The organism is Saccharopolyspora sp. ASAGF58 (genome assembly GCF_012277335.1).
GTDB classification, from domain to species: domain Bacteria; phylum Actinomycetota; class Actinomycetes; order Mycobacteriales; family Pseudonocardiaceae; genus Saccharopolyspora; species Saccharopolyspora hattusasensis.
Window position 1 is genome coordinate 5,857,105 of sequence record NZ_CP040605.1, and the last position, 15,022, is coordinate 5,872,126.

At 69.6% G+C, this 15,022-nt stretch carries 13 protein-coding genes; 8 read left to right on the forward strand and 5 right to left on the reverse strand.

What is annotated here, in order from left to right; translation table 11 throughout:
* Positions 1–140: 140 nt before the first annotated feature.
* The 6 genes from FDZ84_RS27270 to FDZ84_RS27295 all read left to right on the forward strand — a co-directional run bounded on the left by FDZ84_RS27270 (position 141) and on the right by FDZ84_RS27295 (position 5,430).
* The gene (locus FDZ84_RS27270) at positions 141–1,001 is read left to right on the forward strand and encodes an ABC transporter permease (protein WP_168588203.1); all 861 of its coding nucleotides are present in this window, start codon (positions 141–143) and stop codon (positions 999–1,001) included.
* Positions 1,002–1,015: 14 nt separating this feature from the next.
* A complete protein-coding gene (locus tag FDZ84_RS27275) occupies positions 1,016–2,041 on the forward strand; it encodes an ABC transporter substrate-binding protein (protein WP_168588204.1) in 1,026 nt (341 codons plus the stop codon).
* 19 nt (positions 2,042–2,060) lie between these two features.
* A complete protein-coding gene (locus tag FDZ84_RS27280; RefSeq protein ID WP_168588205.1) occupies positions 2,061–2,840 on the forward strand; it encodes an ABC transporter ATP-binding protein in 780 nt (259 codons plus the stop codon).
* A gap of 25 nt (positions 2,841–2,865) precedes the next feature.
* On the forward strand, positions 2,866–4,521 hold the full coding sequence (locus FDZ84_RS40380) for a M24 family metallopeptidase (protein WP_168588206.1): 1,656 nt from the start codon (positions 2,866–2,868) through the stop codon (positions 4,519–4,521).
* Complete coding sequence (locus tag FDZ84_RS27290) at positions 4,518–4,991, forward strand: RidA family protein (RefSeq protein ID WP_168588207.1); 474 nt, start codon at positions 4,518–4,520, stop codon at positions 4,989–4,991. Before FDZ84_RS40380 ends, FDZ84_RS27290 begins: the two co-directional genes overlap by 4 nt.
* Positions 4,992–5,139: 148 nt before the next feature.
* Positions 5,140–5,430: a pyridoxal-phosphate dependent enzyme gene (locus FDZ84_RS27295; protein ID WP_210435135.1), complete on the forward strand. Its 291-nt coding sequence runs from the start codon at positions 5,140–5,142 to the stop codon at positions 5,428–5,430.
* 96 nt (positions 5,431–5,526) lie between these two features.
* Here the strand turns inward: FDZ84_RS27295 and FDZ84_RS27300 are convergent, their stop codons facing one another.
* From FDZ84_RS27300 to FDZ84_RS27315, 5 genes are read right to left on the reverse strand one after another with little or no spacing between them, the layout of a single operon-like run.
* Positions 5,527–6,246, reverse strand: a complete 720-nt coding sequence (locus FDZ84_RS27300; protein WP_246869238.1) for an IclR family transcriptional regulator — start codon at positions 6,244–6,246, stop codon at positions 5,527–5,529.
* Positions 6,179–8,407, reverse strand: a complete 2,229-nt coding sequence (locus FDZ84_RS39410; RefSeq protein ID WP_246868462.1) for a pyridoxal-phosphate dependent enzyme — start codon at positions 8,405–8,407, stop codon at positions 6,179–6,181. Before FDZ84_RS39410 ends, FDZ84_RS27300 begins: the two co-directional genes overlap by 68 nt.
* A gap of 1 nt (position 8,408) precedes the next feature.
* Entirely contained in the window at positions 8,409–10,004 is a 1,596-nt protein-coding gene (locus tag FDZ84_RS27305) for a hydantoinase B/oxoprolinase family protein (RefSeq protein ID WP_168588209.1), read from the reverse strand.
* Positions 10,001–10,453, reverse strand: coding sequence for a hypothetical protein (locus FDZ84_RS27310; RefSeq protein WP_168588210.1), 453 nt, complete (start codon positions 10,451–10,453; stop codon positions 10,001–10,003). Before FDZ84_RS27310 ends, FDZ84_RS27305 begins: the two co-directional genes overlap by 4 nt.
* The gene (locus tag FDZ84_RS27315; protein WP_168588211.1) at positions 10,350–12,014 is read right to left on the reverse strand and encodes a hydantoinase/oxoprolinase family protein; all 1,665 of its coding nucleotides are present in this window, start codon (positions 12,012–12,014) and stop codon (positions 10,350–10,352) included. Before FDZ84_RS27315 ends, FDZ84_RS27310 begins: the two co-directional genes overlap by 104 nt.
* Before the next feature lie 475 nt (positions 12,015–12,489).
* Here FDZ84_RS27315 and FDZ84_RS27320 point away from each other — a divergent pair, with 475 nt between their 5' ends.
* Both FDZ84_RS27320 and FDZ84_RS27325 read left to right on the forward strand, forming a co-directional pair.
* Entirely contained in the window at positions 12,490–13,377 is an 888-nt protein-coding gene (locus FDZ84_RS27320) for a LysR substrate-binding domain-containing protein (RefSeq protein WP_168588212.1), read from the forward strand.
* A 246-nt stretch (positions 13,378–13,623) separates the two neighbouring features.
* The gene (locus FDZ84_RS27325) at positions 13,624–14,964 is read left to right on the forward strand and encodes an alanine--glyoxylate aminotransferase family protein (RefSeq protein WP_168588213.1); all 1,341 of its coding nucleotides are present in this window, start codon (positions 13,624–13,626) and stop codon (positions 14,962–14,964) included.
* The last annotated feature ends 58 nt before the right edge of the window (positions 14,965–15,022 follow it).

Below are 15,022 nucleotides of genomic sequence, written 5' to 3' on the forward strand. Positions count from 1 at the left end.
TCTTTCACAACGCTGTGAGGAACGCATGACACCATCCCCGCCATCGAGGGCGCTCCTGGCCGTGCCGGGCGATCCCACCCGTTCCGGCGGCCGCGGGCACGAGCCCGACGCCGTTCACTACCCCGAAGGGAGCATTCGACGTGGTCACTCCTGACATCAAGGCGAAGGACCGCGGGCGATCCGCCCCGGCTCCGGCCACCCCGGCCGGACCCGGTGAGCAGCGCCCGCGCCGGCGGGGACCGCGTCGCGACTCGGTCGTCGCCGCGGTCAAGGCCATCGCGGGCATCATCGCCCTGTTCGCGCTGTGGGAGCTCGTCGTCGCGCTGTTCGCCCCGCCGGAGTACCTGCTGGTCGGGCCGATCTCGGCGTTCGTCGAGCTGGCCGAGCGCCCCGGCTACTTCGCGGAGAACACGTTCATCACGCTGCAGGAGGCGCTCGCCGGGTTCGCGCTCGGCACCGCGCTCGGCGTGCTCTGCGGCGCCGCGCTGCACTACTCGACGACGATCCGGAGCTTTCTCTACCCGGCGCTCATCGCCATCGACACCATCCCGAAGGTCGCGCTGGCCCCGCTGTTCATCGTCTGGTTCGGGTTCGGCTTCGAGTCCAAGGCGTTCGTGGCGATGGCCATCGCCTTCTTCCCGCTGGTCATCAACACCTATGACGGGCTCCGCTCGGTGCCGCACGAGCTGCAGGAACTGGCGCGGATCAACAAGGCCTCGCAGTGGAAGAAGATGACGAAGATCGAGTTCATCCACGCGATCCCGTCGGTCCTCTCCGGGGCCAAGATCTCGATCTCGCTGGCCGTTGGCGGCGCGGTGGTCGGTGAGTTCATCGCCGGTTCGAAGGGCCTCGGCTACGTGATCATGCTGGCGAACAGCCAGGTCGACCTCGCGTCGATGTTCGCGGCGTTCATCGTGCTCGCCGCGATCGCGCTGGCGCTGTTCTTCATCGTCGACGTCGCGGGACGCAAGCTCGTGCCGTGGAAGCAGCACACCAAGTGAGGGCGGGGACTCGCATGCGTCACTCGATCCGCACGACCGCCGTCGCGCTCGGGGCCGTCCTCCTGCTGACCCTCGCCGGCTGCGGCGGCGGCACTGGCCGGGACCAGATGTCGCTGATGCTCGACGTCAGCTGGCTGCCCAAGCACGCGCCGTTCATCTCGGCTGTCGAGCGTGGCTTCTTCAAGGCGGAGGGCATCGACCTCACCGTCATGCCAGGCTCGGGCTCCGGCAACACCGTCACCGCGGTGGACACCGGCAAGGTCGACGTCGGCTGGGCCGACTTCGGCGTCACCGTCACGAGCCGGGCCCGCGGCGCCGACATCAAGCAGGTCAATCTGGTGCAGGCCCGCTCCGCCTACGCCGTCGTCGCGCTGGCCGGTACCGGCATCGACGGCTGGGAGGACCTGCGCGGCAAGACGGTCGCGACCGAGGCGGCCGGCGCGATGCCCGCGATGTGGCCGTACGCGCTGAACAAGTTGGGGCTGTCCAAGAACGACGTGAACGTCGTGCACGCCACCGGTGCCGCCAAGATCCCGGGGCTGCTGGCCGGACAATGGGACGCCAACCTCGCCCTTTACGTGTCCGACCAGCCGGCGATCGACGCACTCGGTCGCAAGGCCGTCGTCCTTAAGTGGTCGGACCTGGGGATCGATCTCTACGGGAACGGGATCATCGTCTCCGGCGAGAAGCTGCGGACGAACCCCGGCCAGGTGGAGCGGTTCAACCGGGCGATGCAGAAGGGGTTCCTCTGGGCCTGCGGGCACCCGCAGGAGGCGGCGCACGACTTCCAGAAGGAAGTCAGCGGCTACGAGGACAGGACCGTTGTCCTAGCGATCAACGAGCAATGCGCCCTGAACTGGGGCACCGGCGCGGCGGCGGACGAGTACGGCGTGATGGACGACGCGGGCGTCCAGAAAATGATCGACGTCGCGCACCAGTTCCTCGGGCTGAAACCGGACGCCCGCCTCACCCCCGCAGACGTGTACAGCAACGCCTACCTCGCACCGCTGCACCGCGGCGATGCCATCCAGGCGCCGTGACGGCAGGACGGAGAGTCAGATGAACCACGAGCACGCCATCTCGGTGAACAACGTCGGGAAGACCTATCGCTCCCGGGACGGGGAGGACAACACCGTCCTGCAGGGCCTGGACTTCCACGTGAAGCCTGGACAGTTCGTCTCGATCGTGGGGCAGTCCGGCAGCGGCAAGACGACGCTGCTGAAGACGATCTCCGGTCTCCAGGACCCGACCGAGGGCGAAATCCTGGTCAAGGGCCGGCCGATCAAGGAGGGGCTCGAGGACATCGCGATGGTGTTCCAGAGCCCGGTGCTGCTGCCCTGGCGCAACAACCTGGACAACGTGCTGCTGCCGCTGGAGTTCCGCGGCACCCGCACGGGCGAGGCCGAGCGCTACGCCCGGGAGCTGCTCGAGATGGTCGGGCTGGGAGACCGGACGACCCGCTACTCCTACGAGCTCAGCGGCGGCATGCAGCAGCGGGTCGCGATCTGCCGGGCGCTGGTGTCGCACCCCGAGCTGCTCCTGATGGACGAGCCGTTCGGCGCGCTCGACGCCATGACCCGGGACTCGATGAACTTCGAGATCCAGCGGATCTGGCGCACCACCGGCTGCAGCGTCCTTTTCGTCACGCACAGCATTCCGGAGGCGGTGTGGCTGGCCGACCGCGTCGTCGTGCTCGGGGACCGGCCGGGTCGCATCGTCGCCGACATCGAGATCGACCTGCCGCGCCCCCGCGACAAGGAACACCGCTTCTCCCCGGCTTTCTCCGAGTACGCGACCGAGATCGAGTCGCACATCGGCGTCATCGCCGGCATCAGCTGACCACACCGACACCGGGAGGAACGTCATGTTGCACCTCACCGCCGACGCCGCACAGGTCGAGCAGCGCTACGGGCTCGACGCTCGCCGGAGCCTGCTGTTCTCCGCGATCCGCCTCGACTCCCACCCGCTGGTCGCGCCATTGATCGCGCAGCGGGGCGACGAATGCTTCCTGCTGGTCCGTCAGCAGGAGCAGGGCAACGCGCTCTCGGCCGGCGTCCCAGCGGACCAGATCCGGTTCTACGCGCCGTGGGTCACGATCGACCCGCGGATCATTGCGGACTCCCCGGCCGCGGAATCGTTGACCAGCCTGGTTGCGGACCTGGCGGCCGACGGCCGGGTGCACCTGGCCGCGGACGTCGTCCTCGCACACCACCGTGTCCTCTCCGACGCCGGGACGCTGGAGGTGACCGCCGACGACCAGGACCCGGTTCCGGTGGTCGCATACGAGATCGACACCGCGTCGGTGCTCGCCCGGTTCGCCGACTGGCGGGCCGAGGGCGTGCAGGTCGCACGCCGGCTGATCGAGGGGGTCGAGCACCTCGACGGGCTCGCGGACGAGCTCTCCGCTGCCGAGGACACCCGGTTCCCGGCGCTGACCGCGCTGGCCCACGAGCGTGCGCTGGACGCGGTTCTCCTCGCCGCTACCCCCAACTACACCGAGGTGACCGGACATGCCCAGCCGCCGGGCGCCGTCGCGGTGTGGCTGCCCGCGGCCGAGCGGCTGGTTGTGCTCGCGCCCAGCGGCACCCCGGGCCTTCCCGGGGCGCCGATCGGCGAGTACCCGTCGGTCGGGGCAGCCGTCGCGGAGGTGAGCCCGGGCACGCGGACCGGTGTCGAGGAGGAGTTCGTCGGCATCGGCCTCGCTCGCGAGCTGGAGCGCGCGGGGGCCGAGCTGGTCGGGATCTCGACCGATCTCGGCCACTGGCGCGACGTCCGGGACCACGAGGACCTCGCCTTCCAGGTCATCGCCGCGCGAGCCAGCGTGTCGGCCATCGAGGCCGCGCTCGCCTGGGCCGAGCGCGGCATCGACGACGGCCGCGAGTTCACCGAGCTCGACATCCACGCCGTTTACCTCGACAAGATCACCGAGTTCCGCACGACCCACGACATCCCGTTCGCGATCGAGCCGTACTTCACGAACCTGCACTCGTCGAACCGGATGCTCTTCCCCGGACCCCCGGTGGACTTCCCGATCAACCAGGACACGACCTGCATCCAGCTCGACGCCGGCGTGCGGGTCGTCGCCGACGGCGTCACCGTCGCCACCTCCGACATGGCCCGGTCGCTGCCCCGCACCGAGGGTGGGAAGGAGGCCTACGCGTTCTTCTTCGACGTCGTCCGGGAGGGCATCATCGGCCAGCTGCGACCGGGCGTGGTGTGCGAGGACGTGCACGAGGGAACCCTGCGCTACCTGGCGCCGCACCTGGACCGGATGCGCGAGATCGGGATGCTCGGCACCGAGATCGACTTCGACACCGAGTACCGGAAGCGCAACGTCGGCCACCTCATGGGCAAGCAGGAGTCGTTCGCGAACGAGTTGCGGCCCGGCTACAAGCATGTCCTGCAGGTCGGGTCGTACGGCGCCGCCGAGATCCCCTGGCGGTACGACAACGTTGCGATCGGCACCGAGGACCTCTGGTACGTCGGCCGGGACCGGACGTACGTGGTGAGCAAGCGATGAGCGCCGCCGGGACCGAAGTCCGCCGCCGGCTCGCCGAGCTGTCCCTGGAGCTCCCCGTGCTCGGCCCGCCGAAGTACGCCTACGAACCCGTCGTCCGGGCCGGCGAGCTGCTGTACGTCTCCGGGCAGATCTCCCGCACGGGCGCGGGCGAGATCCTCGGGGGTCGGTTGGGCGACGGCATCGGGGTGGCCGAGGGCATCGCCGCGGCCCGCGTCAGCGCCCTGAACCTGCTCGCCCGCATCGACGACGCGGTCGGCCTGGAGAACGTGGTGCGGGTGCTCAAGCTCAACGCCTGGGTGGCGAGCACGGCCGATGCCATCGACCAGCCCGAGGTGGTCGACGGAGCATCGCAACTGCTGATCGACGTTCTCGGCGACGCAGGCCGGCACGCCCGGACTGCGCTTCCGGCGCCCGGCCTGCCGCAGGGCGCGTTGGTCGAGCTCGACGCCACAGTCGCCGTACGCGCTTAAGAGCCTGTCGGCGAATGCCGTCCGCCTGGCTGCTGTGCGATGCACGGCATCGCGCAGCAGCCAGGCGCGGCCCGGCGAGCGGCCGGTGAGCTCCCCGCAGGCCGATCCCCATCGGTAGAAAATTCCGGAGCGCGGGATCGCCGATCTCGTGCCGGCGGCGGCCGGCGCGCTGGGGTACTCGGATGTCACGCCCGGGCTGGTCGTGAACGACACCTCCTACGTCGGCCCGGCGTACGGGATCCCGTCCGAGGCGTCGCGGGAGGCGATCGCGCTGCTCGCCCGGAGGGAGGGGCTTCTCGTGGACCCGATCTACTCCGGCAAGGGATTCGCCGGCCTACTCGACCATGTGCGGTCGGGCCTGAGGGGCCCGGACGACCGCATTGTCTTCGTGTACACCGGTGGGCTGCCTGCCCTTTTCGCGGAGTTCGGCGACGGCTGAGGCTCGACTGTCAGCGCGCCGACAGTCACGCGGCCAGGAGCCGGCTGAACGATGTCCTGGACCGGCCATCGGTCTGGTCATCGATGTCGATGCCGGTCATCGTTGGTCCTTTCGGGAGACTGGTCGCCCGTCGAGATCGCGCGCGATGCGCGCGGCCGCCTCCTGTACAGCGGGGGGCAGGGAGGTCCACATGCCCTCGTTGTCGTCGAACAGCAGGAACGCGGCGGAAATCCCGATGGGCTCGGGCGTGGTGGTGCTGGGCACGAGCGCACCCACCGAGGCGACCCCGGTGGTGAACTCGCCGCGGTTGACTGCGGTTCCGACGGCGCGGCTCTCCGCGATCTTGGCGAGCAGCCGCTCCTGGTCGGCAGGGGCCACGCGGCCGTCGATACGCCTGTGGAGTTCGGCGTCGTCAAGCTCGGCGAGCAGGGCCCGGCCAACCGCCGTCGTGGTGGCGGGAACCCGGCTGCCGACCTCCTGCACGATCCGGATGGGCCCGGGACTGTCGATCAAGGCAAGGTAGACGATCTCCAGGTCGTCGAGGCGCCCAAGGTAGCAGGTGACCTGATGTTCCTTGCTGAGTTCCTCCAGCACCGGCGTGGCCAGGGCGACGACCCGGTCGGCGCCGCCGTAGCCACGACCGATTTCCCAGGCCCGGAGTCCAACGCTGTAACTCCGGGTCCGAGGATTCTGGACGAGGAAGCCGTGCGCGACCGCGCTGCGCACGATCCGGTGCACCACGCTCTTGTCAAGTCCGGTGCGCCGGTGGATGTCGCTGATGCCCAGCTCGGGGGCGTCGACGAACGCCAGGAGCACCGCGAAGACCCGGTCCGTCAACGACTCCGGGGACTTCTCGTCCTTGGTGCTCATGACACTGCTCCTCCCTGTCGGGTGTTTCGATCAGGATTATGCCTCGGCGTGGGATGAGGCCCTTTCCCCGATCTGTTCGACGTCGTCGTCCGGGACGAACCGGACCAACAGCGAGCAGATGATGCTGATCGCACAGGCGAGCGCGAGGTAGCTCGCGACGGCGTACGGGGTGCCGAATCCCGCGTATAGCGCGACACCGATCGTGGGGGCGAATGCGCCACCGAGGAGTGCCGGCGAGCTGGAAGCTGAACGCGGTGCCGCTGTAGCGCACCCGGGCGGGGAACAGGCGCGAGAGGAAGGCCGCGAATGGCGCCCATCCCGCCATGATCCCAACCGCGTACGCCAGCACCAGTGCGATCCAGGTGACCACCGTGTTGCGGACGCCCAGCATCGCGAAGAACGGGAAGGCGAACAACCCGATGAAGGCCAGGCCGAGCACATAGGTCCGACGCACCCCGAAGCGGTCGGCCAGCCAACCGAACAGCGGGGCGGTGAAGATCCCGAGACCGGCGCCGATGAACAGGCCGATCTGCACCGTGCTCGACGGCAGGCCCAGTGCGGTCGCGCCATAGCTGATCGAGTAGACGGTGAACACGTAGAAGCTGATGTCCACGCCGAGCCGCGACCCCATGGAGAGCAGGAAGTTGCGTGGCTGCGAGCGGAGCACGGTGAGCAGGGGCAGGCGCTCCGGCCCGGCCCCGCTCTCCACGAGCTTCTCGAACTGCGGGGTCTCGGTCAGCGACGAGCGCAGCACCAGACCGACAACCAGCAGCACCACGCTGGCCAGGAACGGCAGCCGCCATGCCCAGCCGAGCAGCTGTTCCTGGGTGGACAGTGATGACACCAGGGTGAAACTCCCGGTCGCGAGCAGCAGGCCGACGGCGTTCCCGGCCTGCGGGAAACTGCCCAGCAGCCCGGTCTTCTTCCCGCCCTTGGCCTGCTCGATGGCGAGCAGGATCGCGCCGCTCCACTCGCCGCCGATCGCCAGGCCCTGGGCCATCCGCATGATTACCAGAAGTACGGCTGCCCAGTACCCGATCTGGTTGTAGGTCGGCAGTAGACCGATGATGGTGGAACTGCCGCCCATGACCAGCACCGTGATCATGAGCATCTTCCGGCGCCCGACCCGGTCCCCGAAGTGCCCGGCGATGGCCCCGCCGATCGGCCGGACGAGGAATCCGGCGGCGAAGGTCGCGAACGCGGCGAGCGTGCCGAGCGGTTCGGCGGCGACCATCCGGGGGACCCGGTCGATCCGGCCGGCCGCGTGCAGCTCGACGAAACCGCGGTGGATACCGGCGAGCCCGTCGCCGTACGCGGTGGGGACCACGACGACGTCGGGGCCGCAACCGAGGTCGCGGTGCAACTCGAAGGCGATCGCCTTGTACCCGTCGATTCCCAGCGGTGTCGACCCGACCGGCGGGGATTGGAAGCTTGAGACAGGGAACCAGCCGTGCTCGCGCACCGCCACGGACATCACGGTCCAGCGGTCCGCAGCGGTCGGCAGTGCGATGACCTTAGCCCCGTAGGCCAGCATCTGGGCCAGCATCACCGGCGACGCCGACGCCGCGGTGAGGATGACGCAGCGCAGGCCCGCCGCCGCCGCATACGCGGCGACCGCAGCGCCGTGATTGCCGGTCGTCGCCACGACGACCGTGTCCGCGCCGTCGGTGAGCGCCCGGCTGACCGCCACCGCCGCAAGCCGGTCCTTGTACGACCAGGTCGGGTTGCGGGACTCGTCCTTGACTGCGACGGCGGCCACCCCAAGCCGGGCGGCCTCGCCCGGCAGGTCGACGGTGGCGGTGTTTCCCTCGCCGAGGCTGACCACCGCCGCCTCCCGTGGCAACGGGAAGCCGGCGCGCCAGCCGAACTGGCCCGGCTGGGTCGGGTCGAAGGCCGCGACAGGGTCGTAGGCGTGAAAGACGGTGCGCAGGTTGACGTACACGCCCTCGGACGCGCAGCGCGGGCACCCGCCCACAGCCTCGACTTCGGGCAGCCGCAGCCCGCAGCGGTCGCAACCGACCTCACCGCTATAGGGGGTCGAAATCAGTGCCCTGGCGTTCACGCGACCAGCCGCAGCAGGGGGGATGGGGATCACCTCGCTGCTCATGTCAGTGCTCCTCGTCGGGGGTGCCATAGCCGCCGCCTGCGGCGGTGTGTACGCGCAGCAAGTCACCGGCGGAGAGTCGGGTGACCACGAGCGGGGGCAGCTCGATCTCGCGGCCGTCGCGCTCGACGACGAACCGCGCGGGGGCACCCGACCCGCCACCGTGCAGGCCTGCGGGTCCGGTGTGGTGGTGGTCGGAGTAGGCGGCGAACTGCACGCCGTCTGCGAGGATCCGGTAGGCCTTCGCCACGCCGCGGCCGCCGGACTCTGCGCCCGCGCCCGGTTCTCCGTGCAGCCGGTGGGCCTCGACGCGAAAGTGTCCGAAGGCTTGCTCAGCGAACTCAGCGGGCACGTTCGCGGTGTTGGTCAGAGTGATCGCACAGCCGTCGGCTCCCGCGTACCCCTCGCCGGCGCCGTAGCCGCCGCCGAGGGCCTCCCGGTAGATCCGGGTCCGGCCGTCCTCGCCGGTCATGGACAGCGCCACCGCAGCCACGGCGCTGTACGAGGGGGCGATCACCGATTCCGGCAAGACCTGCGCCAATGCCCCCATGACGGCGTCGAAAACCTTGAAGCAGGCGCTCATGCGCGCGCTGACCGGCGCGGGCTCGACCGGGTTGAGCAGGCTGCCGGATGGCACGTCGAGGGTCAGGACCCGCCGGCTTCCCGCGTTGACGGGGACTTCCTGCCCCCCGATCACGAGGGTCACCGCAGTGGTCACGGCCGAAACAGTGCTGCCGAGCGGGGAGTTGACCGGGCTCGCCGCCTGAGGGTCGGTACCGGCAAGATCGACGTGAATTCGCTCGCCCTCGACAACCACGCGTACGTGGATGGTGAGCGGCGCGCCGCCGTCGAGCGGATCGAGCTGCTCGATGGCGGTGTACTCGCCGTCCGGCACCGCGGCGACCGCGTGTCGCATCATCCGCTCGCCGTAGTCCAACCGGGCTCGCATCGCCGCGGCCAAGACGTCCACGCCATACCGGTCCGCCAGCTCACGCAGCCGCCGGGCGCCGGTCCGCACGGCCGCGACCTGCGCGCGCAGATCGCCGAGGGTCTGGTCGGGCACCCGGATGTTCGCCTCTAGCACCGCCGCCAGCACCCCGCCCGGCCCGAAGTCGCGGTCCAGGTCGATTCGCATCGGGGGCAGGCGGAGACCCTCGTGCCGGAGCGTGGTGGCCAGCGGGTTGAGCCCGGGCTCCGCCGCGCCGATGTCGATGTGGTGGGCCATCGCGCCCGCGTACCCGATCAGCACCTCGCCGGCGAACACCGGGACGATCAGCGCGATGTCGTCGAGGTGCTGGCCGCCGCCGTACGGGTCGTTGGTCACGAAGGCGTCGCCGGGGCCTGCGTCGGCGAGCAGTCCACGCCGCTCCAGTTCGACCATGATCGGCGCGAATGCGTTGAGTAGCATTGGAATGGTCGACCGTCCCTGCGCCAACAGCTCGCCGTGTGCGGTGAGCAGACACGTCGACGCGTCCCGGGACTCTCGGACGATCGTCGAGTACGCGCTGTGGATCAGGTTGCGGTGCATCTCCTCCGCGATCGCGGGGAAGGTCGTGCCAAGCACGCTAGCGGTGACCGGGTCGATTTCGGGGGTGTTCATGCGACGCTCCGGGTGATGAGGAGATGGCCACCCTTCGCGGGACGGACCGTCCAGCCGCGCGGGACCCAGGTGGTGGAGCTGTGTTCCTCGATGACGGCGGGACCGGCCAGCGGCCCGGTCACGGCCCGGCGGTCGACGAAGGTCACCGGGCCCTCAGCGTCCAGGTGGGGACGGTCGAGCGACTCCGGCTGCGGGATCGGCACGTCGGACTCGGCGAGCGCGGTCGCCCGGGTGCCTCGAGGCAAGGTCGCGGTCACCCGCAACGTGACAACCTCGACCGGCGCCTCCTCGGAGGCGTGTCCATAGCGGCGGCGGTGCTCGGTATCGAACGCTTTCCTCAGCACTTCAAGGTCGGGCAGCTCGCCGTCGGCCTCGAGCTCCAGGTCGAACGCCTGACCGACGTATCGCAGCGACAGCGTGCGGGTGAACTGCAGCCGTGCGACGTCCACCCCGGCTCGGGCGAACTCGAGCTCGGCGCGGTCCTGCAGCTCCTGGGTGGTCCGGGCGAGACCGTCTCGGTCGACGGTGTCGAGCGGAGCGAGGACCGGAGCTGACCAGTCCCGGGGACAGGTCGGCGATGAGCAGCCCGTACGCCGAGAACAGGCCCGGAACCACCGGCACCACGACTCCCTTGAGTCCTAGCTCTTCGGCCAGTGGGACGGCGTGCTGCGCGCCCGCGCCGCCGTACGTGAGCAGCCAGAAGTCGTCGGGGTCCACCCCGCGCTCGGTGGAGGTTAGGCGGAGCGCGGCGGCGATGTCCGTCCCGGCCACCCGCAGGATCGCGGCGGCCCCGCCCGCGGCGTCCGTGCCCAGCCTCGCGCCGGCCTCCGCGCACGCGCGCTCGGCGGCGTCGATGTCGAGCCGCATGCCGCCGCCGAGGAACCGCTCCGGCCGGATTAGTCCCACCACCACGTTCGCGTCGGTGATGGTGGCTTGCGTGCCGCCACGTCCGTAGCAGGCCGGCCCGGGCTCAGAACCCGCGCTGCGCGGCCCGACGTGCAACATCCCGCCGTGGTCGACCGCGGCGATGCTTCCGCCGCCCGAGCCCACCGTGACGATGTCCAGCATGGGCACTCGGATGGGCAGATGGTCGATCGCCGAGTCGTGCCGGATCTCGGCGCGTCCGCCCTGGATCAGGCAGATGTCCGAGCTGGTCCCACCCATGTCGAAGGTGAGTAGATCGGGCAGACCCAGCTCCCGGCCTACCGCCAGCGCGGCGCTGACGCCACCTGCGGGACCGGACAGCAGCATGCGAATCGCATTGCGCCGCACGATGTCCGCGGGCATCGCCCCGCCGTTGGACTGCATCACGTGAAGGTCCCCGGCGAACCCGCCGGTCGCCAGCGCGTGCCCGAGACGACCGAGATAGCCGTCGACCGCTGGCCGGATGTAGGCGTCGAGGACGGTCGTGCTCGCCCGCTCGTACTCCCGCGGCTCCGGTGACACCTGATGGGAGAGGACCACAGTAAGACCGGGATGGCGCTGCACGGCGAGCTCGGCGACGGCCAACTCGTGCGCGGGGTTGCGGTAGGAGTGCAGCAGGCAGACCGCCAACGTGTCGATCCCGGTCGCAACCAACGCGTCCAGAGCGGCTTCGGCGGATGCCCTGTCGATCTCCTGGATCACCCTGCCGTCCGCGGCCATCCGCTCGATCACCTCGACGACGTCGCTCTGGGGTACCAGGGCCTGCGGCTTGCGGTATTTCAGGACCGTGGTGTCGGTGCGGTCCTGGCGCTGCAGTTCCAGCAGGTCGCCGAAGCCCGCGGTGACGAGAAGTCCGACCCGTTCGCCCCGTCGCTCCAGCACGGCGTTGGTGGCGACCGTCGAGCCGTGCACAACGGTCGCGACGGCACCGAGGTCGGCGAACGCCTCTCGGACCGCCGTGGTCGCGCCCTGCTCGGGTGCATGCGTGGTTGACGGCACCTTCACCGTCCGCAGGCCCGCAGGCCCGTAGGCGACGAGATCGGTGAAGGTGCCACCGATTTCCACCCCGAGGGAGACCTCATCCATAGATGCTCCGTTCAACGCAATGCCGTTCGCATGGCCGGAACGGTAGGTGGGGATGTTCCGGAAGTCCAGCCCCGGTTACCGGCTGCTGGACTCCGCGCATCGCGATTGCGACGCCACCGCGCGAGTAGACGGGCCAGCATCGTCGAGGCCCTGGTCGAACGATGACCTCATCGCCGGACTTCGCCGTCGATGCAGGGTTTTCGATGCTTTCCGTTCGGGAAGCGCGATCCGGATCCCGCGAGCAGGCGGCTTGGTGAGTCACGCGAGAGCGTGGGGATGTTCGGCGCGACGCGGGTGGTGACCACGCGCAAGCCGATACGCGGCCGGTCCCGGTCCTGCTCGACTATCCGCGCCCCGTCGGGCAGGCTCAGGGAACCGCACCCAGCGCCCCGACCATGCTCCGTATCGGGTCGACCACCACGGGCACGGCCGGGTGGGTCCGGCAGTTCCTCCCCGGCGGACGACGAAGGAGAACATGTTCTCACTGTTCCAGTTGAACGGCTTCGTAGCCGTGGCCGAGGAACTGCACTTCGGACGCGCCGCCGAACGACTCCGCATGACCCAGCCGCCGCTGAGCCGCCAGATCCAACTGCTGGAGAACGAACTCGGCGTCGAGCTCGTCGACCGCAGCCACCGCGCCATCCGGTTGACCAGGGCAGGCCGAGCTTTCCTCCCGGAGGCGCGGCGCCTGCTCCGCCAGGCCGAGCAGGCCGCGCGGATGGCCCGCTCGGCGTCCACCGGGGAGATCGGCAGCCTGGCACTCGGTTTCACCGCGGCCAGCGCCTACCGCACCCTGGGTGCGGTGCTGGGCGTGGTGCGGAAGAACCTGCCGGGGGTCGAGATCATCCTGCGCGAAATGGTGAAGAACGAACAGCTGGAGGCGCTGTCCGACGGCAGTCTCGACCTCGGAATGATGGTCCGCCCTCCCGTCCGGCGGCACGATCTCGACTCGCGAATCTACTTGCGGGAACAGCTGTTCGCCGCTATTCCGGTGGGTCATGCGTTCGCGAAATCGCCGGAACCGCTCTCCGTCGCCGATTTCGACGGAGAAAGCGTAATCATGTATCGACCAGCGGAATCCAGGTATTTCCACGACCTGCTCACCAGTATTTTTAGAAATGCTGGATGCGCCCCGGTCTTCTCGCACTACCTGAGCCAGATCCACTCCGTGTTGGCGCTGGTCAACGCCGGTTTCGGGCTGTCCCTGGTCCCAGCTGGGGCCACCCAGCTCCGCTATCCGGAGGTCGTCTTCCGATCGGTTGAGCTGCCCGAGTCGAGCCAGGTGGAACTCAGCCTCGTCTGGAGACGCGACAACGACAACCCCGCGCTTGCCGCGCTGCTCGATTATTTGAAGCACGGGTAATCGATTCAATCGTTGAATCGGAACTTCCAAACGAAGCATTGGACATTCCGAAACCGATTCGCCTAGCGTTGTGTCCGCATTGACCGGACGTCAGCAGTTCCACCTGGAACGGTTTCTTCGGCGCAAAATGAGGAGTGCCCGGTGCGGGTCATCAGCGATTGTGCGCAAATCGAGCGCGAGTTCGGATTCGATCCGATCAAGCAGTTGCTCACACCCCCCCCGGGTATCCGAATGGACGTGCCGAAGATGGTTGCGCCCGTGATCGCGGACCGGAACGGCAAGCGCTTCCTGCTGGCCCGCGAGCAGGAGACCGGCAAGCTCCGCGCCCACGGCGTACCAGCCGAGCCGATCCGCGCCGTCAGCTCCCGATCCACTCACTCGACCTCGAACGCACAGGAATTCCCCATGACCGCAATGGCATTGCAGATGGAGCCAGGCCCGACCCTGGTCGACGACCGGGTCATCCAAGCACTCGCGGCCCCGCCGATGTACCACCAGAGCGCCGAGTTCGCCCAGCTGATGGACGAGACCTGCGAACTGCTCAAGCAGATCTACGGCACCGGGGGCGAAGTCGTGGTGCTGCCCGCGAGCGGCCGGGGCGCCGTCGAGTCCGCGCTGGCCAGCGCGGACCCCGTCGACCGTCCTCTCGTGGTCCCGGCCAACGGCACGTTCGGCCGCATGATGGCCGCTATCGGCGGGTCGCTGGGCATGCGGGTCGTGGAGCTCAAGCACGATTCCGGCCAGCCGTTGGCGGTGCGCGACATCGAGGCCGAACTCGACCGGCACGACCGGCCCGTTCTCGGCGTCGTACACAACGAAACGTCCACCGGCATGGTCAACGACCTGGCCGAGTACGCCGACCTGGTGCACCGGCGGGACGGGCTGCTGCTGGTCGACGCGGTGTCCTCACTCGGCGGCACCGCGATCGACTTCGACGACCTCGGCATCGACCTATGCGCCTCAGCGGCCCAGAAGTCGGTCGGCGCGCCGCCCGGGCTGGCCTTCGTCGCGGTCAGCGAGCGCGCCCGCGGCGAGATCGAAGGCCGCAGACGGCCGCCGCTCGGCTACTACCTCGACCTGCTCCGGTGGTGGGACCAGTGGGTTCCCGGGGAGCAGGGCGGCAGGTTGAAGTCCGGATACCGCAGACTGCCGTGGACCATGCCGACCAACCTGGTGGTCGCGCTGCGCCGCGCGCTCGAACTGACCGCGGAGGAAGGCATCGAGGAACGCTGGGAACGGCACCGCCGCACGGGCGCCGGCCTGCGCGCGGCGATGGCCGTACTCGGGATGCATCCGGTGGCGCCGCCGGGTGCGGAGTCGAGCACCGTCGGCGCGTTCCGGCTGCCGGGCAGCATCGACGCCCGGACCCTGCGCCGTCGGCTCGCGCAGCGGCACCGTGTGCACATCGCGGGCGGAATGGACGGCGACGCCGCCACCGTGATCCGGATCGCGCACATGGCGGAGTCGGCCCGACCGGGGCCGCAACTGCACACCATCGCCGCGATCGCCTACGAGCTCAACGCTCTCGGCGTGCGGGCCGCGACCGACCCCACGCGGGACTTCCTCGCGGCATGGTGCGCCGAATAAGCGTGCCGGTCCTTTCCCCGGCCCGCCCGCCGCACCGGACGGTAGCCGTGGGTTGTTG